Annotated in this window: 21 protein-coding genes; 3 read left to right on the plus strand and 18 right to left on the minus strand. The window is 68.2% G+C overall.

Going from position 1 to position 23,358, the window contains the following annotated elements:
• The first annotated feature begins 24 nt into the window (after positions 1–24).
• A complete protein-coding gene (locus tag AC3ANX_RS13585) occupies positions 25–216 on the plus strand; it encodes a hypothetical protein (RefSeq protein WP_488333800.1) in 192 nt (63 codons plus the stop codon).
• A 3-nt stretch (positions 217–219) separates the two neighbouring features.
• Here the strand turns inward: AC3ANX_RS13585 and AC3ANX_RS13590 are convergent, their stop codons facing one another.
• The 3 genes from AC3ANX_RS13590 to AC3ANX_RS13600 form a co-directional block, all read right to left on the minus strand.
• Positions 220–870 (minus strand): sigma-70 family RNA polymerase sigma factor, encoded by a 651-nt coding sequence (locus AC3ANX_RS13590; RefSeq protein WP_488333801.1) that lies wholly within the window; start codon positions 868–870, stop codon positions 220–222.
• 79 nt (positions 871–949) lie between these two features.
• Entirely contained in the window at positions 950–1,096 is a 147-nt protein-coding gene (locus tag AC3ANX_RS13595; protein ID WP_488333802.1) for a hypothetical protein, read from the minus strand.
• A gap of 60 nt (positions 1,097–1,156) precedes the next feature.
• Complete coding sequence (locus AC3ANX_RS13600) at positions 1,157–1,960, minus strand: response regulator (RefSeq protein ID WP_488333803.1); 804 nt, start codon at positions 1,958–1,960, stop codon at positions 1,157–1,159.
• Positions 1,961–2,178: 218 nt separating this feature from the next.
• Between AC3ANX_RS13600 and AC3ANX_RS13605 the strand changes: the two genes are divergently transcribed.
• A complete protein-coding gene (locus AC3ANX_RS13605; RefSeq protein ID WP_488333804.1) occupies positions 2,179–2,358 on the plus strand; it encodes a NepR family anti-sigma factor in 180 nt (59 codons plus the stop codon).
• A gap of 7 nt (positions 2,359–2,365) precedes the next feature.
• Positions 2,366–3,955, plus strand: coding sequence for a sensor histidine kinase (locus tag AC3ANX_RS13610; protein ID WP_488333805.1), 1,590 nt, complete (start codon positions 2,366–2,368; stop codon positions 3,953–3,955).
• Positions 3,956–3,998: 43 nt separating this feature from the next.
• Here the strand turns inward: AC3ANX_RS13610 and AC3ANX_RS13615 are convergent, their stop codons facing one another.
• The 15 genes from AC3ANX_RS13615 to AC3ANX_RS13685 form a co-directional block, all read right to left on the minus strand.
• Positions 3,999–5,186, minus strand: coding sequence for a deoxyguanosinetriphosphate triphosphohydrolase (locus AC3ANX_RS13615; protein ID WP_488333806.1), 1,188 nt, complete (start codon positions 5,184–5,186; stop codon positions 3,999–4,001).
• Positions 5,183–7,807, minus strand: coding sequence for an SPOR domain-containing protein (locus AC3ANX_RS13620; protein WP_488333807.1), 2,625 nt, complete (start codon positions 7,805–7,807; stop codon positions 5,183–5,185). Before AC3ANX_RS13620 ends, AC3ANX_RS13615 begins: the two co-directional genes overlap by 4 nt.
• A 243-nt stretch (positions 7,808–8,050) precedes the next feature.
• Positions 8,051–9,514 (minus strand): cell division protein FtsZ, encoded by a 1,464-nt coding sequence (gene ftsZ / locus AC3ANX_RS13625; protein ID WP_488333808.1) that lies wholly within the window; start codon positions 9,512–9,514, stop codon positions 8,051–8,053.
• Positions 9,515–9,627: 113 nt separating this feature from the next.
• Positions 9,628–10,890 carry a cell division protein FtsA gene (gene ftsA / locus AC3ANX_RS13630; protein WP_488333809.1) on the minus strand — a complete coding sequence of 421 codons (1,263 nt, stop codon included), beginning with the start codon at positions 10,888–10,890 and terminating at the stop codon, positions 9,628–9,630.
• Positions 10,891–10,914: 24 nt separating this feature from the next.
• Entirely contained in the window at positions 10,915–11,886 is a 972-nt protein-coding gene (locus AC3ANX_RS13635) for a cell division protein FtsQ/DivIB (protein WP_488333810.1), read from the minus strand.
• Positions 11,883–12,833 carry a D-alanine--D-alanine ligase gene (locus AC3ANX_RS13640; protein WP_488333811.1) on the minus strand — a complete coding sequence of 317 codons (951 nt, stop codon included), beginning with the start codon at positions 12,831–12,833 and terminating at the stop codon, positions 11,883–11,885. The genes AC3ANX_RS13635 and AC3ANX_RS13640 overlap by 4 nt, the downstream gene beginning before the upstream one ends.
• Before the next feature lie 109 nt (positions 12,834–12,942).
• Positions 12,943–13,848, minus strand: a complete 906-nt coding sequence (gene murB, locus AC3ANX_RS13645; RefSeq protein ID WP_488333812.1) for a UDP-N-acetylmuramate dehydrogenase — start codon at positions 13,846–13,848, stop codon at positions 12,943–12,945.
• 247 nt (positions 13,849–14,095) lie between these two features.
• Entirely contained in the window at positions 14,096–14,269 is a 174-nt protein-coding gene (locus tag AC3ANX_RS13650; protein WP_488333813.1) for a hypothetical protein, read from the minus strand.
• Positions 14,266–15,669: a UDP-N-acetylmuramate--L-alanine ligase gene (murC, locus tag AC3ANX_RS13655; RefSeq protein ID WP_488333814.1), complete on the minus strand. Its 1,404-nt coding sequence runs from the start codon at positions 15,667–15,669 to the stop codon at positions 14,266–14,268. Before murC ends, AC3ANX_RS13650 begins: the two co-directional genes overlap by 4 nt.
• Positions 15,666–16,823: an undecaprenyldiphospho-muramoylpentapeptide beta-N-acetylglucosaminyltransferase gene (gene murG / locus AC3ANX_RS13660; protein WP_488333815.1), complete on the minus strand. Its 1,158-nt coding sequence runs from the start codon at positions 16,821–16,823 to the stop codon at positions 15,666–15,668. Before murG ends, murC begins: the two co-directional genes overlap by 4 nt.
• Positions 16,820–18,031 carry an FtsW/RodA/SpoVE family cell cycle protein gene (locus AC3ANX_RS13665; protein WP_488333816.1) on the minus strand — a complete coding sequence of 404 codons (1,212 nt, stop codon included), beginning with the start codon at positions 18,029–18,031 and terminating at the stop codon, positions 16,820–16,822. Before AC3ANX_RS13665 ends, murG begins: the two co-directional genes overlap by 4 nt.
• Positions 18,028–19,422, minus strand: coding sequence for a UDP-N-acetylmuramoyl-L-alanine--D-glutamate ligase (gene murD / locus AC3ANX_RS13670; protein WP_488333817.1), 1,395 nt, complete (start codon positions 19,420–19,422; stop codon positions 18,028–18,030). Before murD ends, AC3ANX_RS13665 begins: the two co-directional genes overlap by 4 nt.
• 88 nt (positions 19,423–19,510) lie before the next feature.
• A complete protein-coding gene (gene mraY, locus AC3ANX_RS13675) occupies positions 19,511–20,581 on the minus strand; it encodes a phospho-N-acetylmuramoyl-pentapeptide-transferase (protein WP_488333818.1) in 1,071 nt (356 codons plus the stop codon).
• Positions 20,581–21,954 (minus strand): UDP-N-acetylmuramoyl-tripeptide--D-alanyl-D-alanine ligase, encoded by a 1,374-nt coding sequence (locus AC3ANX_RS13680; RefSeq protein WP_488333819.1) that lies wholly within the window; start codon positions 21,952–21,954, stop codon positions 20,581–20,583. Before AC3ANX_RS13680 ends, mraY begins: the two co-directional genes overlap by 1 nt.
• Positions 21,951–23,354 (minus strand): UDP-N-acetylmuramoyl-L-alanyl-D-glutamate--2,6-diaminopimelate ligase, encoded by a 1,404-nt coding sequence (locus AC3ANX_RS13685; protein ID WP_488336954.1) that lies wholly within the window; start codon positions 23,352–23,354, stop codon positions 21,951–21,953. Before AC3ANX_RS13685 ends, AC3ANX_RS13680 begins: the two co-directional genes overlap by 4 nt.
• Positions 23,355–23,358 lie beyond the last annotated feature (4 nt).

Below are 23,358 nucleotides of genomic sequence, written 5' to 3' on the forward strand. Positions count from 1 at the left end.
CGAGATTGACCCGTTTTGATCTTCATGATGTCGATCAAGTCGAACCTCGACGCGGTAAACGCGAAAGATGGCCACCTCGCCATTGTGGCTCCACGCCGGACCGACACGATCAGCGGCGCATTGCGCCAGGCGTTCGAAGCTCCGTTCGAAGACCGGAACTTCTCGGGCTTGCTCGCGCGGATCGATCAGGCCGACCGAACGCGCGGGCGCGCCTGAGGATCAGGCGTCCCGGTCGCGATCGCGGCTGAGATCATCCACCTCGCCCATGATCGTATCGAGCGCCGTCATGCCGGGTTCATTGCTGTGCGTGCGCCGCGAAGGAAGCGTGTTGTCACTCATCAACGCCTCGAGCGCGACGCGGCCACGCGCCACACGGCTCTTGATCGTACCGACCGCGACACCGCAGATCTCCGCTGCCTCTTCGTAGGCGAAGCCGCCTGCGCCGACCAGGATCAGCGCCTCGCGCTGCGGCTGCGGCAGGTGCAGAAGCGCACGCTGCATATCGCCGAGCTCGACGTGGCGATCCTGACTTGCCGGGGCCGCAAGGATGCGGTCGGCGACGAGATCGTCCCACTCACCCTTGAAGCGCGCGCGGCGCATCTGCGAAAGGTAGAGATTGCGCAGGATGATGAAGGTCCATGCGCGCATGTTGGTGCCGGCCTGGAAACGCTGACGCGCGGCCCAGGCCTTCATCAGCGTCTCCTGCACCAGATCGTCGGCAAGGTCGCGACTGCCCGACAGCGAGCGACCGAACGCGCGCAGATGCGGGATCACCTGGGCAAGCTGCGCCTTGAACTCCGTATCGGAGAGCGCGACGTGCTCAACAGCGGCGGCCTCGCCCTCGTCTTCGATATCGTGCGCGTCGTTCATCAACATCCGTTTCTATTCCCGGCACGATACATGGTGTGGGGGAAGTGCAAAGTCCATCTGCCACCGAACCGAAAACGGATCAGCGCATCCCCCATATGAGGATGATCGCGAACAGCACGATGACGATGACGAGAGATATCACCAGCACGTAGCGGGTGACATGCGGGGTGGAGCCGCTACGCGCCTCGGTGGCGCTGATCTCCGTGGGTGTGTCTTCGTCGGCCATACGGGTTCCAACGTACCAAAGCCGTTTTGGCTCCGTATCGAGTGGAACCCGTGAAAAATATCAGGCCGGAACGGTCGCGGAATCGAAGAACAGCGCCTGGCTGATCGCCGCCTTGACCGTGGAACGCTGGAACGGCTTGGTGATGAGGAAGGTCGGCTCGGGGCGTTCGCCGGTCAGCAGCCGCTCGGGGAAAGCGGTGATGAAGATCACCGGAACCGAGAATTCGGCGAGGATGTCCTTCACCGCATCGATGCCCGAACTGTCGTCGGCAAGCTGGATGTCGGCGAGCACCAGACCCGGACGGTCCTCCATCGCGAGCGCCACCGCTTCGTCGCGCGTGACGGCCACGCCCGTAACCTCATGGCCGAGATCGCGCACGATCGTCTCGATATCCATTGCGATGATCGGCTCGTCCTCGATGATGAGCACGCGGCTGCGGGTCTGCTTCTCGATCTCGGTCAGCGCTTCGGCGACCAAAGATTCGACCTCGCCGGTGTCGACGTCGATCAGATAGGCCGCGTCCTCGGGAGTGAACCCCTCCATCGCGGTCAGCAGCAGCGCCTGACGCGACAGCGGCGTCATCCGCGCGAGCCGGGCGCGCGCGATCGCCTCGGCGTCGGCGTTGGGATCGACGCTCGACTCGTCAGCGGTCTCGTCGAAATTGGCCGAGGTCCAGATCGCCTGGAACATGCGGTAGAGCCCGAGCCGCGGGTCGACCTCGCGCGGGAATTCGTTCGGCGCGGCGACGATCGCCTCGAGCGTGGCGCGGACATAACGGTCGCCTTGGGCCTGACTGCCGGTAAGGGCGCGGCCATACCGCCGAAGGAAGGGAAGATGCGGTGCGAGCTGTTGTCCTAGCGACATGACCTTGGGGGTCCTCCGTGAGAAAGCGCCGCCCATGTGCAAGGGGCCGGTCGCCAATGCAATGCGAATGGCTCGAAAAACGACGGGTATCGTTTTTCGCATCGCAGGTGGAACAATCGAAGCGGTCTTTGGTTTCATTGCGGCTACACGACGTGTAATCAGCACCGCTTCCCGCCGGATCACCGGATGGGTCTTGTTTCAAAACCCGGCGATGCCGGATGCCGAAGGGGACGAAATTGCGTTCGGGCGACGAGTCTTCAAAAAAGCCGCCGAGCGTGCGTGCGAAGGTCCAAAGCAAGGATCGCGACATGGGCGCGGCCCTTCGTACCGTCTATCAGAAGACGGTCGATGAGTCGGTTCCGCCCGAGATGCTGGATCTCCTGGGCAAGCTCGACTGATCACGCCATGACGCAGGACATGGGCGCGTCCGCGGACGGATCGCTGGAGCGACGCAGCCTGGCCGGGCGGATGCCGACGGGCGCCAAGGTCTTCCTGATCCTGAGCGCGGCGTTGCTGCCACTCGCGATCATCGCGTTCTTCGCTTCGCTTCGCACGACACAGATCGCCGACGACGGCGCGCGCGCCGCGCTGCGCATCGCGTCGGCCGAGAGCGCGCGCAAGATCGCGATCGAACTGATCGGCGACATGACTGCGCTTCGCGTCGCGCTCAACGCGCTGGATGCCGACAACGCCGACGCGCCGAGCTGCGCGCGCGCGCAAGGCGTATTCGCTCCGCAGGCGGCGGGCGGCGCCTTGTTCTCGATTTCCGATGCGAGCGGCCGGGCGATCTGCGGCACCGCGCTCCCGGCGGCGCTCAGCGTCGCGCCCAAATCGGCTGCGCCGATCACCGCGCGCGTCATTGCCGGGCGCGGCCTCACGCTCGCCATCGCCGGCGCGCACGGCCGAACGCATGCGGAGGCGTTCTTCCCGGCCGCCTTCCTCGCCCGCACCGCCCGCCCAAGCGAGTTCGCGCCCGATTACGAGGCGCAGCTGATCGGCGGCGACGATGCACTGACCTTGTTCGACCTCCCCCCGCGCGAGGTGCTCGAACGGCGCGGAACGCTGCGTATCGACCTCGGCATCGGCGCTCTCACCCTTCAGACGCGCGCCCGCAGCGCCCCGATCACCTCGCCGGTGCTGATCGCGATGCTGCTGCCGATCGTGATGTGGGCGGCGGCGGCAGGCATCGCCTGGTTCATCGTCGACCGGCTGCTGATCCGCCCCTTGCGCCGCCTGAACGCAAGCGTCGCGTCGTTCACCCCGGGCGAGGAGATCAACCCGCAGGCGATCACCATGCTGCCTGCGCAGGAGATCCGCGAACTCGGCGACACGTTCCGCGCGATCAGCCGCACTGTCACCGAGCATGAAGCGGGGCTGGCCGAGGGTCTGGTGCGCCAGACCAAGCTGACGCGCGAGGTGCATCACCGCGTCAAGAACAACCTCCAGGTCATCTCGAGCCTCATCAACTTCCACGCGCGCGGTGCGCGCAGCGCGGAGGCGACTGCGGCCTATGCGTCGATCCAGCGCCGCGTCGACGCGCTGGCGGTGGTGCATCGCCACCATTTCGCCGAACTGGAAGTCAACCGTGGCCTCGCGTTGCGCTCGGTGATCGGCGAACTCGCCTCCAACATCCGCGCGACCGCGCCGGAGGGTGCCGCGCGGCTGAGCATCGCACTCGACATCGCGCCCGTGCTGGCCACGCAGGATATCGCCATCGCGGTGTCGTTCCTCGTCACCGAGATCGTCGAACTGTCGATGACGTCGAACCCGTCCGCCCCGATCCGCATTTCGGTGCGCGACGGCGAGACGGCCGACCGGGCGGTGCTGCGGGTGGTCTCACCCGGGCTGATCGACAGCGACGACCTCCAGGCGCTCGTCGCCGAGCGATACGGCCGGGTCATGGAAGGTCTGTCACGCCAGCTTCGCTCGAAGCTGCACTACGATCCGTTCGTCGGCGCCTATGAGATCGCGGTCGCCATCACCGGCCGGGACTGATCCGACTGCCGACACGCGTCTGATTTTTACCGGAAAATTTAGTCTAGAACCCGTCGGGCAGGTCGATCTTGCCGACGCACTCGCGGTAGCGCGACACGGCGTAGCGGTCGGTCATGCCGGCGATGAAGTCGGCGATATGGCGACTGCGCCACGGCTCCTCGGCCGGCAGCCGCATCGCCCATTCGGCCGGCATCAGCTCGGGCGCAGCACGATAGGCGGCGAACAGCCCGGAGATGATCCCCTCCGCCACGCGCGCCGCCTCAAGCTGGGCGGGATGATAATAGAGGTTGGCGTACATGAAGCGTTTCAGCGCGCGCTCCTCGCCCTGCATCTCGGGCGAGAACGTGGCAAGGCAGCGCCCCGCCGCCCGCACGTCCGCCGCGCTGGCGATGCGGTGCTCCGCCACGAGACGCTGCGTTTCCGCGATCACATCGTTGACCATCACGCCGATCTGGCTGCGGATCAGTTCCCCGGTCAGCCGCGCCGGCGCGATCCCCTCGAACCGCGCACACGCCCCTGCCCAGCCACGCGCGACCAGCGTCACTTCGAACAACTGGTCGAGCGTCAGCAGCCCGGCGCGCAGGCCATCGTCGATATCGTGATTGTCATAGGCGATATCGTCGGCGATCGTCGCGACCTGCGCCTCCAGCGACGACCATTGCGACAGCTCCAGCGGAAACGTCGCATCCGCCTCGGCGAGCGCCCAGCCCGGCCGCGAGATCGGACCGTTGTGCTTGGCGAGCCCCTCCAGCGTTTCCCAGCCGAGGTTCAACCCCGGCCAGCGCGGGTACGGGCTGTCGATCACCATCAGCGCGCGCAAGGTGTTGCCGTTGTGGTCGAACCCGCCCACCTCGGAAAGCGCCGCGCCGAGCGCCTTCTCACCGGCATGGCCGAATGGCGGGTGGCCGATATCGTGCGCCAGCGCGAGCGCCTCGGTGAGATCCTCGTTGAGCCCGAGCGCGCGCGCGATCGTCCGCGCGATCTGCGCGACTTCGAGGCTGTGGGTCAGCCGGACGCGGAAATGGTCGCCGTCGGGCGCCATGAACACCTGGGTCTTGTGGCGCAGCCGGCGGAAGCTGATCGAGTGGATGATACGGTCGCGGTCGCGCTGGAACGCGTCGCGCGGACCGCGCAGATCGCCGCCCGGTTCGGGATAGAGCCGGCCCCGGCTGGCGGCGGGATCGGCGGCGAGAAAGGCGAGCGGCTGGGTCACGCCCGGGGCGATAGTCACTTGGCGGGGAGCTTGTCGATCTTCTGACCGGCCTCGCTGGTGAAAACGAAACCTGAAAGCCCCTGTTTCGCCAGCTTGTTGACATAAGCCTGCGCCTCGCCCTCGTTCGCGAACGGGCCGGTGAGGATGCGGTTGGTCGCGCGCAGCGGCGTCGACCAGCCCTGCCGGCCCTTGAACGCGCCGGGCTTGTCGGTGCGCAGCTTGTTCCACTGTTTGGAGAGATCGTTCTCGTTCGCGCCGCCCGACACCTGCACCCACACGCGCGACGGTTCGACCGGCTTGGCATCCTTCTTCTTCGCGTCGGCGCCCTTTTTCTTAGCGTCCGCCTTCTTGTCGGCGCCCTTGCGGACGTCGGCGTCAGCCTCGTCGTCGTTTTCCTGCGTCTTCTTGCCGTTCGCCTTTTTCGAGGCGGCACCCTTGCGCGCGTCGGTATCGTCTTCGGCACCGGCGGTCTTCCTGCCAGCGGCTTTCTTCGCCGCCGCGCCCTTGGGGGCGTCCGCCGCATCATCGGCTTCGGCAGCCTTCTTGCTGCCTGCCTTCCTCGCGTCCGCGCCCTTCCGGGTGTCGGTGGCAACGTCGGTTTCGGTGGGCTTCTTGCCGTTGGCTCTACGGACGTCGGCCGGCTTCCTGCGGTCGGATTCATCCTCCGGCTCGGCTCGGGTCGGTGCGGACTTTCGCGCGTGAGCGGCGGCCCCGGTCTCGGCATCATCGGCCAGCGACTTGCGACGCTGCGGCTCGGGCCGGATCGGCGCCTTGCTGGCGGCGACCTCGACCGGTGCCGGCCGCACCGCTTCGGCTGTCGGTTGCGCGATCGGTGCGGGCCGCGCCGGCTCAACTGGGGCGACACCGAGTTCGCGACCCGGCACCCCGATCCCCGCGATGATGCCCGACAGAATTGCATCCTCGCTGCGCGCCCGTTCGCCGGACGCCGCGGTCGTCGGCGGATAAGACGGCGCGGACGTCGCCGGCGCGCTCGCGGTAAACCCGGGCTGCGGAGCGGGCTGTGGAGTTTGGTAGGAGGTCGCGCTCTGCGCCGGCAGCGGGGTTGGCGTCGGCGCATAGGCTTGCGGCGCGGGGGCGACTCTGGTCGCGGTTTCGGCCGCTGGCGTCAGAGGAGCTTGGCCTTGCGGCGGCAACGGCGCTGGCATTGGCGCATAGGATTGCGTCGCAGGCGCGATTCTGGTCGCCGTCCCCGCGGGCGCGGAATAGGCCGTCATCGTCTGCGGCGTCGGCGCGGCGCGCGTGGCGGTTTGAACAGGCGGCGTCACGCCCGCCATCTGCGTGCGCACCGGCGCGGCGGTTGAGGAAAACGGCGTAACCTTCGTCGCGGATTCGACCGGCGGCATCATGCGGCTGGGCACCCGTGCCGGCGCGGCGATCCCGGCGGGCAGCGGCTGCGGCTGAAGCGGCGCGAGCGGCATCACGCGTCCGCCGGCGGGCTGAACCGGCTGATAGGATGGCGTGACCTGCGTCTGCGGCACGGCGACCGGCGCGCGGTTGACCGGCGTAGCCGCCGCAGCGGCGCGATTGGCCTGCGCGGTCGCACCGTAACTGTAGCTCGGCGTGTACGCGCGAGGCGCCGGCAACGCTTGGACGTAATAACCGCCCTGCCCCGGTGCGGCGCTGGGCCGTGGTGCCGAGGGATCGATATAGGTCGGCGGCGCGGGCAGCGGCAGCGGCGCGGGCGACGCGACCGCCTGCACCGCGAGTTCCACCGGCTCGCGCTTGTTGCGCTTGCGCTTGGCGGGCTTGGCGACCTCCTCCTTGCGCACCGGCTTCTCGCGCGCCTTGGCGGCGGCGGCGAGTTCGCGCGCATCGGGATCGGGGCCGAGCGGGGGCAGCACCGGCACCATGCGCGCATCGGCGTAGCGCTGCGCGGAGGGGCGGGTCTCGCCGAAATGCACGGCGAAGGCGCGATCGACCGGCGGCAGCATCGGCAACCGGTCGAAGAACGGTTGCAGCCCCTGCGCCATGCCCGCGGGCATCATCGTGCTCGCGATCTGTTCGGCACCGGCCTTGTCGCCGCCCATCGCCAGAATGAAGGCGCGTGCGCGCCATGCGCCGCGATCGCTCTTGCGCAGCAGCGGATCGAGCAGTGCCAGCGCCTCGTCACGCTTGCCCGAGATGCCGAGCGACAGCGCGTAGCGGCGCGTCGTCTCGTCGTTCGGCCCCGTCTTCAGCGCGAGCCGATAGTCGCGTTGCGCCCGCTCCTGCTCGCCGACCAGATCGAACGCGAGCCCGCGATCGGCAGCAAAGCTGGCGACACTGCCGCCATAGCTCTCCGCCTCGGCGAAACGCCGCAGCGCCTCGCCCGGCCGCTCGGCCTGGACCAGCAGCACCGCCGTGCCCGCCTTGACGCGCGCATTGCGGGGGTCGATCCGCTCCGCGCGCGCGAAGAACGTACCGGCGGCGGTGGGATCGTCGAGCTTGGTCGCCAGTTCGCCTGCACGGATCAGCGCATTGAGATCGTTGGGATTGGCTGCAAGCGCACGGACCTGATCGGCCAGCGCATCGGCGTCTTCCGGAGCGGAGGTCTGCGGCAGCGGCTGGACATATTGCGCGGGGAGCGGCGCGGCCGATGCGAGCAACAGCGCGACGGAAAGGGAACGGAGCGGTCGCATCCCGGCAGTGCCTGGCCTGAGTGTCACGTGAATTGAACCGCCCGATCCGTTCGCCCCGGCTGCGCTCGGGGTAATGCCATGAGAGTCGCGTCCGGCATCGTCGCTCGACCCGGACGGGTGGGATAGAGTGTCACCACCGCCACCGCTCTAGCCCAGGACGCAGGTGGGCGGAAAGTCTCTTGCGGTCGCCCGGTGCGCAGGAACGACACGAGACGCCGGCGCACCGGCGTCTCGCGCGTCAGGTCACTGGTTGTTCTGGCGGTGCAGGAAGCGCGGGATCTCGACCGCATCCTTGTCGGCGGCGGCATCGTCCTCGCGCGCCACGCCACGCGACACGCTCGACATGCGTTCGAACAGCGTACCGCCGAGCTTGACGCGCGGTGCCGGCGGCGTGGGCTCCGCAGCAGCCGCTTCGGGCGCGCTGCCCGAGGACAGCCAGCGGCGGCGGCCCGGGCCTTCCGGTGCAGGCTCGGCCGCGTCGTCGCCGTACACGGTCGGCGCAGGCGCGGGAGCAGGCGTCGGCGCAGGCGCCATCTGCGTGTCGCTGCCGAGAACCAGTTCGTCAGGCTCCTCGACGGCGGGTGCCGGTGCGGCGGGCGCTTCGGCTCGCGCCACGGGCGTCGGCTCAGGCGCAGCGGCCGGTGCCGGTGCCGTCGCGACCGGCGTCGGCTCGGCCGGGCGGCCCGACCCGAAGCTGAACGAGCGCGACGATGTGGCGGCAGGCTGCGGCGCGGACTGGACCTCCGCCTCGATGCCGGTCGCGACGACCGACACGCGGATCTTGCCTTCCAGCTCGGGGTTGAACGCCGAACCCCAGATGATGTTGGCGTCTTCATCGACCAGTTCGCGGATATGGTTCGCGGCCTCGTCGACTTCGAGCAGGCGCATGTCGTCGCCACCGGTGATCGAGACGATCACGCCCTTCGCGCCCTTCATCGACACGCCGTCGAGCAGCGGGTTGGCGATCGCCTTCGACGCGGCTTCGATGGCGCGATTGTCGCCCTCGGCCTCACCGGTGCCCATCATCGCCTTGCCCATCTCCTGCATCACCGAACGCACGTCGGCGAAGTCGAGGTTGATGAGGCCGGGCATGACCATCAGATCGGTGATGCCGCGCACGCCCTGCTGGAGCACTTCGTCGGCCATTTCGAACGCCTGCTTGAACGTGGTGTTCGCGTTGGCGACGAGGAACAGATTCTGGTTGGGGATGACGATCAGCGTATCGACGTACTTCTGGAGTTCCTCGATGCCCGCGTCGGCGCTCTTGGCGCGGCGGTTGCCTTCGAACGCGAACGGCTTGGTGACGACGCCCACCGTCAGGATGCCCATGTCGCGCGCCGCCTTGGCGATGACAGGAGCCGCGCCCGTGCCGGTGCCGCCGCCCATGCCGGCGGCGATGAAGCACATGTGCGCGCCCTGGAGCATCTTGGCGACCTGGTCGATCGTCTCCTCGGCGGCCGCGCGGCCGATCTCGGGCCGCGAACCTGCGCCGAGGCCTTGCGTGATCTTCGCGCCGAGCTGGATCTTGGTGCTGGCGGTCGATTGCTTGAGCGCCTGCGAATCCGTGTTGGCGACGAAGAAATCGACGCCCTGCACGTCCGCGCGCATCATGTTGGCGATGGCGTTGCCACCGGCCCCGCCGACACCGATCACGGCGATCCGCGGCGTGAGTTCATCCACTTCGGGCGCAAGAAATTCGATACTCATTTTCCGGTCTCCTGCGCGCCTCCCCACAACACTTGGCACGCTTCACGCTTAACTATCCTGCACTATCGATTGCCGTGGTTCCAGCCCGAATGATGCAGCCCTGTCGTAATTGCTTAATAATTCGCGCGCGCCGCCGCCATCATCCGGCGGAAGATCGCCAGACCCTTGGGCCGGTGCACCGTCTGGTGGCTGCGCGACAGCGCGCGCAGATCGACCGGATCGGACGCGGCGTAGAAAGCGAGCCCCGCCAGCGTCGCGAATGCCGGCCCCGAATGCGCCTCGGGCAACGCCGACAGCCCGCGCGGACGCCCCACCCGCACCGAGCGGCCGAGCGCCGCCTGCGCATAATCGGCGATGCCGTTCAACTCCGCGCCGCCGCCGGTCAGCACCACCTGCCGCCCGACCGGACCTTCGAACTTCAGCTCGACGAGCGCCTTGCGCACTTCGCCGATCAGATGATCGAGACGTTGCCGAATCACCCCGATCAGCTGCGCGCGCGTGATGCGGCTGCCGTCGCCGACACCGTCTTCCGCCGAGATCGGCGCGACGTCGATCATCTCGTGATTGTCACGCGGGGACGCATTGGCCGAGCCGTGGAAGCACTTCATCCGCTCGGCCTGCGCGCGGCGCGTGCCGAAGGCGGAGGCGATGTCATCGGTGATGTCGGCGGCGCCGATCGGGATCGAGGTCAGCCCGACCAGCATCCCGCCCGCGAACAGCGAGACGTTGGTGATGCCCGCGCCCAGTTCGACCAAAGCCACGCCCAGCTCGCGCTCCTCGTCGGACAGGCACGCCATGCCGGTCGCGACCGGAGAGGCGATGATCGACTTCACCTCGAGATGCGCGTTGGCGACGCACAGCCCGAGGTTGCGCACCGGCGAACCGTCCGCCGCGACGACATGGATGTGCACGCCGAGCCGATCGGCATGGAGGCCGAGCGGCCGCTTCACGCCGGTCAGTCCGTCAAGCGTGTAGAGCGCCGGCTGCGCGTGCAGCACGATGCGTCCGGCCGGATCAATCGAATCGCGCCCCGCCTGCAACAGTGCGTCGATATCGGTCTGCTCGACGCGGTGACCGCCCAGTTCGAACTCGACCGAAGCGACGTCTGACACGAGGCCCCCCGCCGAGAAGCTGACCCACACGTTCTCGATATTGGTGCCGGCGATCCGCTCGGCCTGCTCGACCGCCTCGCGCACCGCCGCCTCGGTCGCGGCGGCATCGGCGATGTAGCCGCGCTTGACGCCACGGCTCTCGCGCTGGCCGGTGCCGAGCACGATCAGCTCGCCGCCGTCGCCCTTCTGCGCGATCATCGCCGAAACCTTCGACGAGCCGATATCGAGCGCGGTAATCAGTCCTTCCGGTGCGATCTTCGCCATCTGCTTTACCCCTGTTGCCCGTCTTTACCCTTGCGCTGCCCAGTGCGCGGTCTGTTTCGCCTGCGTGTCCGCCGCTTTGGGTCTGGCGGGCTTTGCGATCGCCGGTTGCGCGATCGCGGGTGTCGGCACGGTGCCGCCGGCGGTATCGCCCGGCTTGCGCGCGACCAGCCGCGACGGATCGCGCATGTCGAACCCGATCCAGCCCTTGCCGAGCAGCGGCTGAACGCCATCCATCTGCGCGAACTTCACCAGCGCGCGCGCAGAGTCGTCGTCGCCTTCGGGCAGTTCGAGCGTCTCGCCACTATCGAACGTCAGATTCCAGCGTCGGTTCCCCACCCATGTCGCGGCCTTGACCTGCGGACGCAGCGCCGGCGCGGCGGCGAGCAGGCGATCGTAGGATTCCTGCTGTTCGTTGGCATGATCGCCCACCACCAGCGGCAGATCGGGCATCGCATCGGGCTGGACGGGTTCGAGATAGGTGCCGTTCGCCGCGATCAGCGCGAGCTGGCCGTTGTTCTGCCACACCGCCGCCGGGGTGCGCTCGACGATCTGGACGAGAAGCGTATCGGGCAGCCGCCGCGAAACGTGCGCATCCTCGATCCAGCCGCTGTGCGCGACCAGCCGCTCGCGCGTCTTCTCCAGATCGACCAGCGGCATCGCCAGCGACGGTTGTTCGAGCGCGATCTTGTAGATCGTGTTCTGATCCATCCGCGACAGGCCGGTGATCTGCACGTTGTTGACGCGGAAGCCCGCCTCACCGATCCCCTCGCCCACCGCCGTGCCGACCGCGCCGGGAATGCCCATCCACACGCCGATCGCCATCACGCCCGCGCACACCGCAGCCACGATCGTCCACGTCGCGATCCGCGTCAGCGTCGCCTCGCTGAGCGGCAGCGCGGCAATCGTGCGGTCAATGATCGAAACCTTGGGAGCCTTGCGCCGCTTCTGCTGGACCGGGCGGCGCGGCGTGCCGCGCTTGATCGTCTTGCTGGTCATGGCGCCCCCGCCTCAGCGCCGGCTTCTGCCAAAGCCTCGTCGACGATCGCCTGCACCAGCTCGGCATAGCTCATGCCGAGATGGCGCGCCTGTTCGGGGACGAGGCTGAGCGGCGTCATGCCCGGCTGCGTGTTGACCTCGAGCAGGAACAGCCCCTCGACGCCGCGCTCGTCGTCCCAGCGGAAATCGGAGCGCGACGCGCCCTTGCAGCCGAGCACGCGATGCGCGTCTAGCGCGATGCGCTTGCACGCCTCGGCGATGTCGTCGGGGATCTGCGCGGGGCAGACGTGCTCGGTCAGCCCATCGGTGTATTTGGCGTCGAAATCGTACCAGCCGTTCTTGGGCTTGAGTTCCGTCACGCCAAGCGCCTGCCCACCCAGTACCGCCGTCGTCAGCTCGCGACCACGGATGTACGGCTCGGCGAGCAGTTCCTCGAACTCCATCCAAGGCCCGGCCACGTCGCGGCCGATCGGGCAACCATAATTGCCCTCGGCCGTGACGATCGCCACGCCGACCGACGAACCTTCGTTGACGGGTTTCAGCACATATGGACGCGGCAGCGGATCGCCCTCGTACAGCGTCTCGGACTTGACGATCCGCCCGCCCGGCATGGGGATGCCGGCGGGGACGAGCAGCAGCTTGGTGAGCTGCTTGTCGATCGCGATCACCGAGGTGGCGAGCCCGCTGTGCGTGTAGGTCAGCCCCATCAGGTCGAGCATGCCCTGCACCGAGCCGTCCTCGCCCGGCGTGCCGTGCAGCGCGTTGAACACCACGTCGGGCGCGGCGGCGGCGAGCTTCGCGGCGACATCGCGACCCATGTCGATGCGCGTGACCCGGTGTCCACGCGACTCCAGCGCATCGGCGACGCCGTTGCCGCTCATCAGCGACACTTCGCGCTCAGCCGACCAGCCGCCCATGAGGACAGCGATATGGAGGGGCGTACTCATATCACGTCGCTCCGGCGCAGGCCGGGGCCGGCCGGTTGGGCTCGAAACGTCTGGTGCGCGTCGTAACGCAGCGGCCCCGGCCTGCGCCGGGGCGACGGGATGCCGCCGCTCACGCCTTCACCCCCACCCGCTGGATTTCCCATTCCAGCGTCACGCCCGACTGCGCCTTCACCCGTTCGATCACGTCGTCACCCAAAGCCTCGATATCCGCGCTCGTCGCCTCGCCGAGGTTGAGCAGGAAGTTGCAATGTTTCTCGCTGACCTGCGCGTCCCCGCGCCGCAGACCGCGACAGCCGGCCGCGTCGACCAGTTCCCACGCCTTGTGGCCGGCGGGGTTCTTGAAGGTCGAGCCGCCCGTTTTCGAGCGCAGCGGCTGCGACGCCTCACGCGCGGCGGCGATACGGAGCATCTCGCCCTGGATGACGGCCGTCTGTTCGGCATAGCCACGGAACGTCGCGCTCACCACGATCGCGCCGTCGGGCAGATCGCTGTGCCGATAGGTGTAGCCGAGATCCGAAAGCGCCAGTGTGCGCCGCTCGCCCGAGCGCAGCACGACGTCGCAATCGACCAGAATATCCTTCACCTCACGGCCATAGGCGCCGCCGTTCATGCGCACGAACCCACCGACCGTGCCGGGGATCGACCGCAGGAACTCGACGCCGCCGATGCCCGCGTCCCGCGCGGTGGACGAAACGAGGATGCCCGACGCCCCGCCGCCGCAGCGCAGCGTGGTCTCGTCGATCCGCTCGACCCCCGCGAACGCCTTGCCGAGCCGCACCACCACGCCCGGCCAGCCGCCATCGCGCACGATCAGGTTCGAGCCGAGCCCGAGCGCCATCACCGGCACCGACGGATCGAGACCGGCGAGGAACGCGACGAGATCGTCGGCATCCGCCGGCTCGAACAGCCAGTCGGCCGCCCCGCCCGCCTTGAACCAGACAAGCGGCGCAAGCGGGGCGTGCTGGGTCAACCGGCCGCGTACTGCTATAGTTGGCATCGCTCTGATCGCGCTCATCGCACGCCAGCCTTTACACCGGCACCCCAACACCCGTTCGTGCTGAGCGAAGTCGAAGCACATGCCACTAACGCCGCGCTTGAGGCACGCCCTTCGACTGCGCTCAGGGCGAACGGATTGGTGAGGTAGCGGCGTGAAACAGCCGCTCCCCCGCGAAAGCGGGGGGCCACAGCCACGAGCGCCGCGCCGCCCGGCCCGGGGCTCCCGCCTTTGCGGGAGTACGGGGTGGTAAAGGCGACCCCTTCCGTCACAGCCAGGCGTTCCACACTCGCGCCCACGCCTTCATCGCTTCGAGGTTCGCCTCGGCGATCTCGCGGCTCGCCGTCTCGATCGTCGCGCGAACATCGGCAGCCGACGCGCGCTGCGCGTCGAGCATCTCCTTCTGGAGCTTGAGCGAGTGGGTTAACAGGTTGTTGGTCATCGCAACGCGTCAATAGCAGGCGCGAGTCCCGCCGCCCACTTCGTAATATCCCCAGCCCCCAGGCACACCACCATGTCGCCCGGCTGCACCACGCCCGCGAGCGTCTGCGCCAGCGCATCGGCATCGGCGATCGTCGCGGCGGAGCGGTGGCCGCGCCGCTTCAATCCCTCGACCAGAGCCTCGGCATCGACGCCTTCTACCGGCGCCTCGCCCGCCGCATAGACCGGCGTCACGTACACCATGTCGGCATCGTTGAAGGCGCCCTGGAACTCCTCCATCAGATTGCCGAGACGCGAGAAGCGATGCGGCTGCACCACCGCGATCACACGGTTCTCCACGCCTTCGCGCGCCGCCGCCAGCACCGCGCGGATTTCGACCGGGTGGTGGCCGTAATCGTCGATCACCGTCACGCCACCGGTTTCGCCCACCTTGGTGAAGCGCCGCTTGACGCCACCGAACTTGGCGAACCCGCGCTGGATCGTCGCATCGTCGATGCCCAGCTCCAGCGCCACGCCGATCGCGGCGAGCGCGTTCTGGACGTTGTGGCGGCCCGGCATCGGCAGGTCGATCCCCTCGATCGAGCGGGTGGTGCCATCACGGTGGCGCACGATCGTCTCGAAGCGATTGCCACCGGGGATCGGCTGCACGTTGACGCCGCGCACATCCGCCTGCGTCGAGAAGCCGTAGGTGACGATGCGCCGGTCGCGCACGCGCGGCAGGATGCCCTGAACTTCCGGGTGATCGAGGCACAGCAAGGCCGCGCCGTAGAACGGCACGTTCTCGACGAATTCGACGAACGCGTCCTTCACCTTGTCGAACGAACCATAGTGATCGAGATGTTCGGGGTCGATGTTGGTCACGACCGCGATCGTGCCGTCCAGACGCAGGAAGCTGCCGTCGCTCTCGTCGGCCTCGACCACCATCCAATCGCTCGCACCCAGCCGTGCGTTCGAGCCGTAGCTGTTGATGATGCCGCCGTTGATGACGGTCGGATCGACCCCGCCCGCATCGAGCAGCGCCGCCACCATCGAGGTGGTGGTGGTCTTGCCATGCGTGCCCGCCACCGCAACGGTGGACTTCAGCCGCATCAGCTCGGCGAGCATTTCCGCGCGGCGCACCACCGGCACGCGGTTCGCCAAGGCCGCCTCGACCTCCGGGTTACCGCGCTTGATCGCGGTGGAGGTGACGATCACCGCCGCGTCGCCGAGGTTCTCGGCCTTGTGCCCAATCGCTACGGGTATGCCCTTCGCGCGCAGCCCCTCGACCACATAGCCCTCGGCCACGTCGGAGCCCTGCACGTTGTAGCCGAGGTTCTTCATCACCTCGGCGATGCCGGACATGCCGATGCCGCCGATGCCGACGAAATGGATCGTGCCGATGTCGGTCGCGACGCCCTTCATGCCAGTGCTGCCTTCTTGAACGTGGCGGGAAGCGGCACGCCGATCGGCAGCTCGCTCTTTGTCTGGCCGAGGCTCTCGACCAGATCGGCAAGATCGCGCGCCGCATCGGGCCGGCCACAACCGCGCGCACGCCCCGCCGCATTCTGGAGCGCTTCCGGGTCGAGCCCGAGCCGCTGCATCTGCTTGGCCAGTTCGGGCGCGGTGAAGCTGCGCTGGTCGATCGTGCGCGCGCCTCCCGCCAGCGTCATCTCACGCGCATTGACGGTCTGGTGGTCGTCGGTCGCGCTCGGCAGCGGTACGAGAATGGCGGGGCGGCCAGCGCAGGTCAGTTCGGACAAGGTTGAGGCGCCGGCGCGCGCGATTACCAGATGCGACCAGGCAAGATGCTCGGGCAGATCGGGCAGGTAGGTCGCCAGATCGGCGGCGATGTCGAGTTCCTTGTACTTAGCGCGGCATGCATCGATATCCTCGACACGCGCCTGATGCGTCACCTGCAAGCGGCGGCGGAACGCGACCGGCAGCATCGACAGCCCCTCGGGCACGACCTTGCTGAGCACGCTCGCGCCTTGGCTGCCGCCGGTGACGAGCACGCGGAAGATGCCGTCCTCCTCGAGCAGCGGATAGGGTTTGGTGCGGATCGCGATCACCGAATCACGCACCGGATTGCCGACGAGGTGCGTCTTGTCGTTGAGCTTGTCCGCAAGCCGCTCGACCTTGGCATAGGACGTGGCGATCGCATCGACCCGCCCCGCCACCAGCCGGTTGACGCGGCCGAGCACCGCATTCTGTTCGTGGATCGCAGTCGGGATCTTCTGGTTGAACGCCGCCAGCAAAGCCGGCAGCGCCGGGTATCCGCCGAAGCCGATCACCGCCGCCGGACGGAACGTCTTGTACAGCTCGATCGCCATCGCCCGACCGCGCCACATCTCACGCGCCGCCTTGTAATAGCCCAGCGGACCGCCCCCCAGCCGGCCGGCGGGCAGGATATGCGTCTGAATACCCTCGAACAGATCGGGGAAGCGCACGCCGCGTTCGTCGCTCACCAGCGCGACATAATGGCCGCGCCGGATCAGCTCGGCAGCGAGCGCCGCCGCCGGAACCATGTGGCCGCCCGTCCCGCCGGCGGCGAGGACGAAGTGACGGGGTTTGCTCATACGCCGCTCCATTTGGCGATATAGGGGGACCTGGTCACGAACGGATTGCGCCGGGTGAAGGCCAGCAGCAAGCCCATTCCCGCCGACAGCGCGACCAGCGACGATCCGCCATAGCTGATGAACGGCAAGGTCATGCCCTTGGAGGGTGCGAGCCCCGTGTTGACCGACATCGAGATCAGCGACTGCACGCCGAACTGCGTGGCAAGTCCAGCGGCGGCGAACAGACGGAACTCGTCCAGCTCGTCGAGCAATTTGACGAACACCCGCACCACGATCGCGAAGAACAGGAGTGCGATGATCATGCACGCGATCAGCCCGAACTCCTCGCCGATCACCGAAAAGATATAGTCGGTATGCCCCTCGGGCAGCCGGAACTTCATCGTGCCGCCCGCCGGCCCCGTGCCGCGCCAGCCGCCATGGGTGATGGTCGCGCGTGCGGCGTTGGTCTGGAAATGGTCGGACGCGCCCTCGCCCTCCACGTCCGGGAACAGGAAGGCGTTGATGCGCTTCTGCGCGGTCGAATAGAAGAAATAGGCCGACACAAGCCCAGCCGGCGCAAGCGCGATCAGCCCGAGGATCACCTTGGTCGATGTGCCCGAGATCATCAGCAGCGCGAACCACACGCTGACGAACACGATGGTCTGGCCGAAATCGGGCTGCATCATCAGCAGCACGCCGACCAGAGCCGTCATCGCGCCAGTGATGAACACCACCGGCAACGCATCGTCCTGCGCGCGCATCGACAGCACCCACGCCACCGTGACGATGAAGAACGGCTTGAGAAACTCCGAGGGCTGGAGCAGCGAGATGCCGAGATTGAGCCACCGCGTCGCGCCGTTCTTCGAGACGCCGATGAACGGCACCGCCGCCAGCGCGACGAGGAACAGCACCGCCCCGACCAGCGCGAGCCGCCGCGCGACCGACACGGGCAGCATCGAGATCAGCAGCATCACCGGGATCGACACGCTCACCCAAGCGATCTGCCACCACAGATAATACAGCGGCGCGATATGGTGCTTCTCGTCCGAATAACGCTGCGCCGCCGAGGGCGAGGCCGAGCCGACCGCGATCACGCCGACGCCGATCAGCAGCAGCACCAGCAGCAGCAGCACGCGGTCGATATCCCAGAACCACATGCCCAGCCACGACCGGTCCGAACGGCCGCCGCTGCCCTGCATGCGCTTCCATATCGTGCGCTTCTCGCTCATGCCAGCGCCTGCACGAGTTGCCGGAACGTGTCGCCGCGCTGTTCGAAATCGCGGAACTGGTCGAACGAGGCGCAGGCCGGCGACAGCAGCACGGTCTCGCCGGGCTGTGCCTGTGCGGCCGCGCTGGCGATGGCGGCGGCGAGCGTTCCGGCCTCCTCGACCGGCATATCGTGGCGGAGCAAATCGGCGAAGACCGGGCCAGCCTCGCCGATCGTATAGGCGCGCACGACATGGCCGAACTGCGGGCGGCACGCATCGAGATCGGCGCCCTTGGCCTTGCCACCGACGATCCAGTGAATCCGCTCGAACGCGGCGAGCGCGGGTGCGACGCTTTCCGGGTTGGTCGCCTTGCTGTCGTTGATGAAGGCAACGCCACCCCGCTCGCGCACGCGCTCCATGCGGTGCGGCAGGCCGGCGAAGGTGCGCAGGCCGATGCGGATTTGTGCGGCTTCAAGGCCAAGCAAATAGCAAGCGGACATGGCCGCCGATGCGTTCAACAGATTGTGGGGGCCTTGTAGCGATGGCCAATCCGCCTGCTCCAGCACGCCAATCGCGTCAGGCTCATCCTGCCATGTATGGAATGCATCGTCGTACACGTCGAGGTATCCGGCGTTGCTCACGCTTCCGATGGCTTCGGCACCATTGAAACCCCACCAGTCTCTCGAATGGGCGACGGCACTATGATCGCCGGTCTGCATCGCGAACAGCCGTGCCTTGGAAGCGGCATAGCCCGCGAACCCGTCGTAACGATCGAGATGATCGGGCGTGATGTTGAGCAGCACCGCGACATCGCAGCCGAGGCTGTGGGTCAGGTCGATCTGGTAGCTCGACAGCTCCAGCACATAGACGCCGCCCTCGGGAAGCGCCGTCTGCTCGAGGATCGGAAGGCCGATGTTGCCGCCCATCAACGTCGGCACACCGGCGGTTTGCAGAATGTGGTGGACGAGCGCGGTGGTGGTCGACTTGCCGTTGGTGCCGGTGATGCCGACCACCTTGTGCGGCGGCAGGCTGGCGCGGGCCTGCGCGAACAGCTCGATATCGCCGAGGATCGGCACCCCCGCCGCGCGCGCCTTGGCCGCGATCGGATGCCGGTTGAGCGGCACGCCCGGTGACACGACGAGGCCGTCAAAGCCGGCGAGGTCGATCGCTTCCACGTCCTCCAGCGAGACGGTTCCCCCGCGCAGGCGGGGGTCCAGAGTCACGGACGTCTCCGCTTGCGGCTCTGGACTCCCGCTTTCGCGAGAGAACAACGCGTCCCGGGCTTCGGCCTTGCTGTCCCACGCCACTACATCCGCACCGCCCGCGACCAGCGCGCGCACGGTCGCGACGCCGGAGCGCGCCAGCCCCAGCACAGCGAAGCGTTTGCCGCGCCAGAGCGGCGAGACGATCACGCGCGTCCCGCCACAAGCGGCGCCGCCTGTGGCACTGGATCCCCGCCTGCGCGGGGATGCTGTGATGACGCTGCGTTCAGCATCGTCCTCACCGCAGTTTCAGCGTCGACAGGCCCGCGAGCGCCAGCACCAGCGCGATGATCCAGAAGCGGATCACGACGGTCGCCTCGGCCCAGCCGAGCTGCTCGAAATGGTGGTGGATCGGCGCCATGCGAAACACGCGCTTGCCGGTGCGCTTATAGACCGCGACCTGGATGATGACCGACAGCGCCTCGACCACGAACAGACCGCCGATGATGCCGAGCACGATTTCGTGATGCGCCACCACCGCGATCGCGCCGAGCGCGCCGCCCAGCGCAAGGCTGCCGGTATCGCCCATAAAGACGGCTGCGGGCGGCGCGTTGAACCACAGGAAAGCGAGCCCCGCCCCGACGATGGCGCCGCAGAAGATCGCGAGATCGCCGGCGCCGGGCACATGCGGGATGCCGAGATATGTGGCGAACTTGAAGTTGCCGGCCAGGTACACGATCAGCATGAAGCTGACCGCGGCGATGATGACAGGCATGGTCGCAAGTCCGTCGAGCCCATCGGTCAGGTTCACTGCATTGCCGAACGCGACGATCGTGAACGCCGCGAACAGAATGTAGAAGTAGCCGAGATCAACCGAAATACCCGTCACGAACGGCAAATACAGATGTGTGCCGTTCTGGTGCACGATCATCGCACTCGCGACGATCGCAATGGCGAATTCGCTAAGCAACCGCACCCGGCCCGACACGCCCGCGGTGCTCGCCTTGCGGACCTTGTCGTAATCATCGAGGAACCCGATCGCGGCGAAGCCCAACGTCACGAAGGTGCAGGCCCAGACGAACGGGTTGGACAGGTCCATCCACAACAGGATCGACACGGTCAGGCTGGTCAGGATCATCAGCCCGCCCATCGTCGGCGTGCCGCGCTTGGCGAGGTGCGTCTGCGGGCCGTCGGCGCGGATCGGCTGGCCCTTGCCCTGCCGCACGCGCAACCAGCCGATGAAACGCGGGCCGATCAGCAAGCCGAGGAACAGCGCCGTCGCCACCGCGCCGCCGGTACGGAAGCTGAGATAGCGGAACAGGTTCAGCAAGCCGTGGAAGTGGAACAGCTCGGCGATGAAGTAGAACATTACACAATCCCGCTTCGCAAGGCCGCGACCACCGTCGACAGCCCCACGCCGTTCGAACCCTTGATGAGAACCGCGTCTCCCGGCGCGAGCAGCGCCGCCAGGCGCTCCCGCGCGGCTGCGGCGTCGGGCACATGGACGAAATCGCCCTGCCCCTCAAGCATGTTCGCGAGTGTGCCCATGGATTTACCGACCAATATGCCCGCTTCGACGCCCGCCGCGCGGATCGGCTCGGCAAGCGCGGCGTGATAGGCGGCGCTGTCCGCGCCGAGTTCACGCATCTCGCCCAGCACGGCGATCTTGCGCGCCCGCTCCTGCCCCAGCACCGCCAGCGTGGCGCGCATCGAGGCGGGGTTGGCGTTGTAGCTTTCGTCGATCACCAGCGCCTCGCCGCCACCGGGAAGCTCCGCGGTGAAGCGCGCGCCGCGCCCGGCCAGCCCTTCGAGTTCGGCAAGCGCGAGGCCCGCCAGCGCAAGGTCGCCGCCCGCCGCGCGCACCGCCGCCAGCACCGCGAGCGTGTTCGACACCCAGTGCGCGCCGGGCTGGCTGATCGTGTAGCTCAGTTCATGGTCGCCGAGCCGCGCGGTCACGAAGGTGCCGCCGGAAGCGACCGGCATCGCCTCGATCGCACGCACGTCCGCCCCCGCGCCCGAACCGAAGGTGACGATATGTGCCGCATACGGCGCGGCCGCAGCGATCAGCCGGTCGCGATGCGGGCTGTCGAACGGCACGATCGCGGTGCCGCCGGGTTCGAGCCCCTGGAAGATCTCGCCCTTGGCATCGGCGATCGCCTCCTCGCCCGAGAAGAAGGCGGTGTGCGCGGGCGCGATCGCCGTCACCAGTGCGATATGCGGGCGCACGATGCGGGTCAGCGCGGCGAGTTCGCCCGCATGGTTCATCCCCATCTCGAACACGCCGAAGCGGCTTTCGGCGGGCATCCGCGCGAGGCTCAAGGGCACGCCGGTATGGTTGTTGTAGCTTTTCACCGAACGGTGCACCGCCCCGCGCGCGCCACGTTCGAGCGCGGCGAACAACGCCTCCTTGGTGCCGGTCTTGCCGACCGATCCGGTCACGCCGATGATCTTCGCTTGCGTGCGCGCCCGCGACGCGCGGGCAAGCGCCTCGAGCGCAATCGTCGTATCGGCGACCCGGACGTGTGAGTGCGGCGTGTCGCTGCTGACGAGCGCCCCGCCCGCACCTTGCGCGAAACACTGGTCGAGGAAGCGGTGGCCGTCGGTGGTCTCGCCCGCGAGCGCGACGAACAGATCGCCCGCACCGACCTCGCGCGAGTCGAAAGCAACGCCGTCGACCGCGAAATCGGCCGAGGCTTCGCCCCCGGTCGCGGCGGCGATGGCGGCGGAGGTCCAGAGAGTCATGCCGCCATCTCCCGTGCGACCGTCACGTCGTCGAACGGCAGCACGAACTCGCCGACGATCTGGCCCTGTTCATGCCCCTTGCCCGCAATCAGCACGATATCCTCCGGCCCCGCCGCCGCGATAGCCGCGCCGATCGCGTCGCGGCGCATACCGATCTCGACCGCGCCCGGCGCCCCCGCCAGGACCATTGCGCGGATGCTCGCCGGGTCTTCGCTGCGCGGGTTGTCGTCGGTGACGATGACGTGATCGGCCTGCGCGGCGGCGACCCGCCCCATCTCGATCCGCTTGCCTGTGTCGCGGTCGCCGCCGGCGCCGAACACCACGATCAGCCGCCCGCCGACGTGCGGACGCAGCGCGGCGATCGCGGCCTCCAGCGCGTCGGGGGTGTGCGCGTAATCGACATAGACCGGCGCGCCGCTGCGCGCGATCACCGCGCGTTCGAGCCGCCCGCGCACCGGCTGCAACCGTGCGAGTGCGGCCAGAGTCGCTGCCGCGTCGCCCCCGGTGGCGATCACCAGCCCAGCCGCGACCAGCGCGTTCGCCGCCTGATACGCGCCGATCAGCGGCAGCGTGACGCGGTGCGCCTTGCCGTCATGCTCGACGCTCAGCGTCTGGCCGAGCAACGTAGGCGCGCGCGACACCAGCCGCAGCGTCTCGCCCTGCGTGCCGACCGACACGATTCTGATCCCCCGCGTGCGCGCCGCCGCCACGACCGCGCCCGCCACGGCATCGTCAGCCCACACGACGGCAGTGCCGCCCTCGGGCAGCACTTCGCCGAACAGCCGCAGCTTGGCGGCGAGATACGCCTCCATGGTGCCGTGATAATCTAGGTGATCGCGGCTGAGGTTGGTGAACGCCGCCGCGCTGAGCGGCACGCCCTCGGTGCGATATTGATCGAGCCCGTGGCTCGACGCCTCGAACGCAAGGTGCGTCACACCCTCGCGCGCCAGCCCGGCGACGTTGGACAGGAACGTCACCACGTCGGGCGTGGTCAGCCCGGTCGAGACCCGGTCGTCACCGGTGGTGACGCCGAGCGTGCCGATCGACGCGGCGGGATGGCCCGCCATCCGCCAGAGCTGCCGCACCATCTCGACCGTCGAAGTCTTGCCGTTGGTGCCGGTCACCGCGACGGCGGTCGTCGGAAAGGGCGCGAAAAACGCCGCTGCGAGCTGCGCGAAACGGCGGCGCGGCTCGGCATCGGCGATGTGGAGCGGGCCCTCCACCACCGCTTGCGGACGCGCCACGACGGCGACCGCGCCACCCGCGATCGCCGCCGCGATATAGTCTTCGCCATTGACGCGCGCGCCGGGAAACGCGCCGAAGATCGTGCCGGGTGCGACCTTGCGGTGGTCGATCGCGAAGCCCGTCACCGGCACGTCGGGCGCGCCGGGGACCAGCATCGAA

The organism is Sphingomonas sp. BRN-1R (assembly GCF_057748035.1).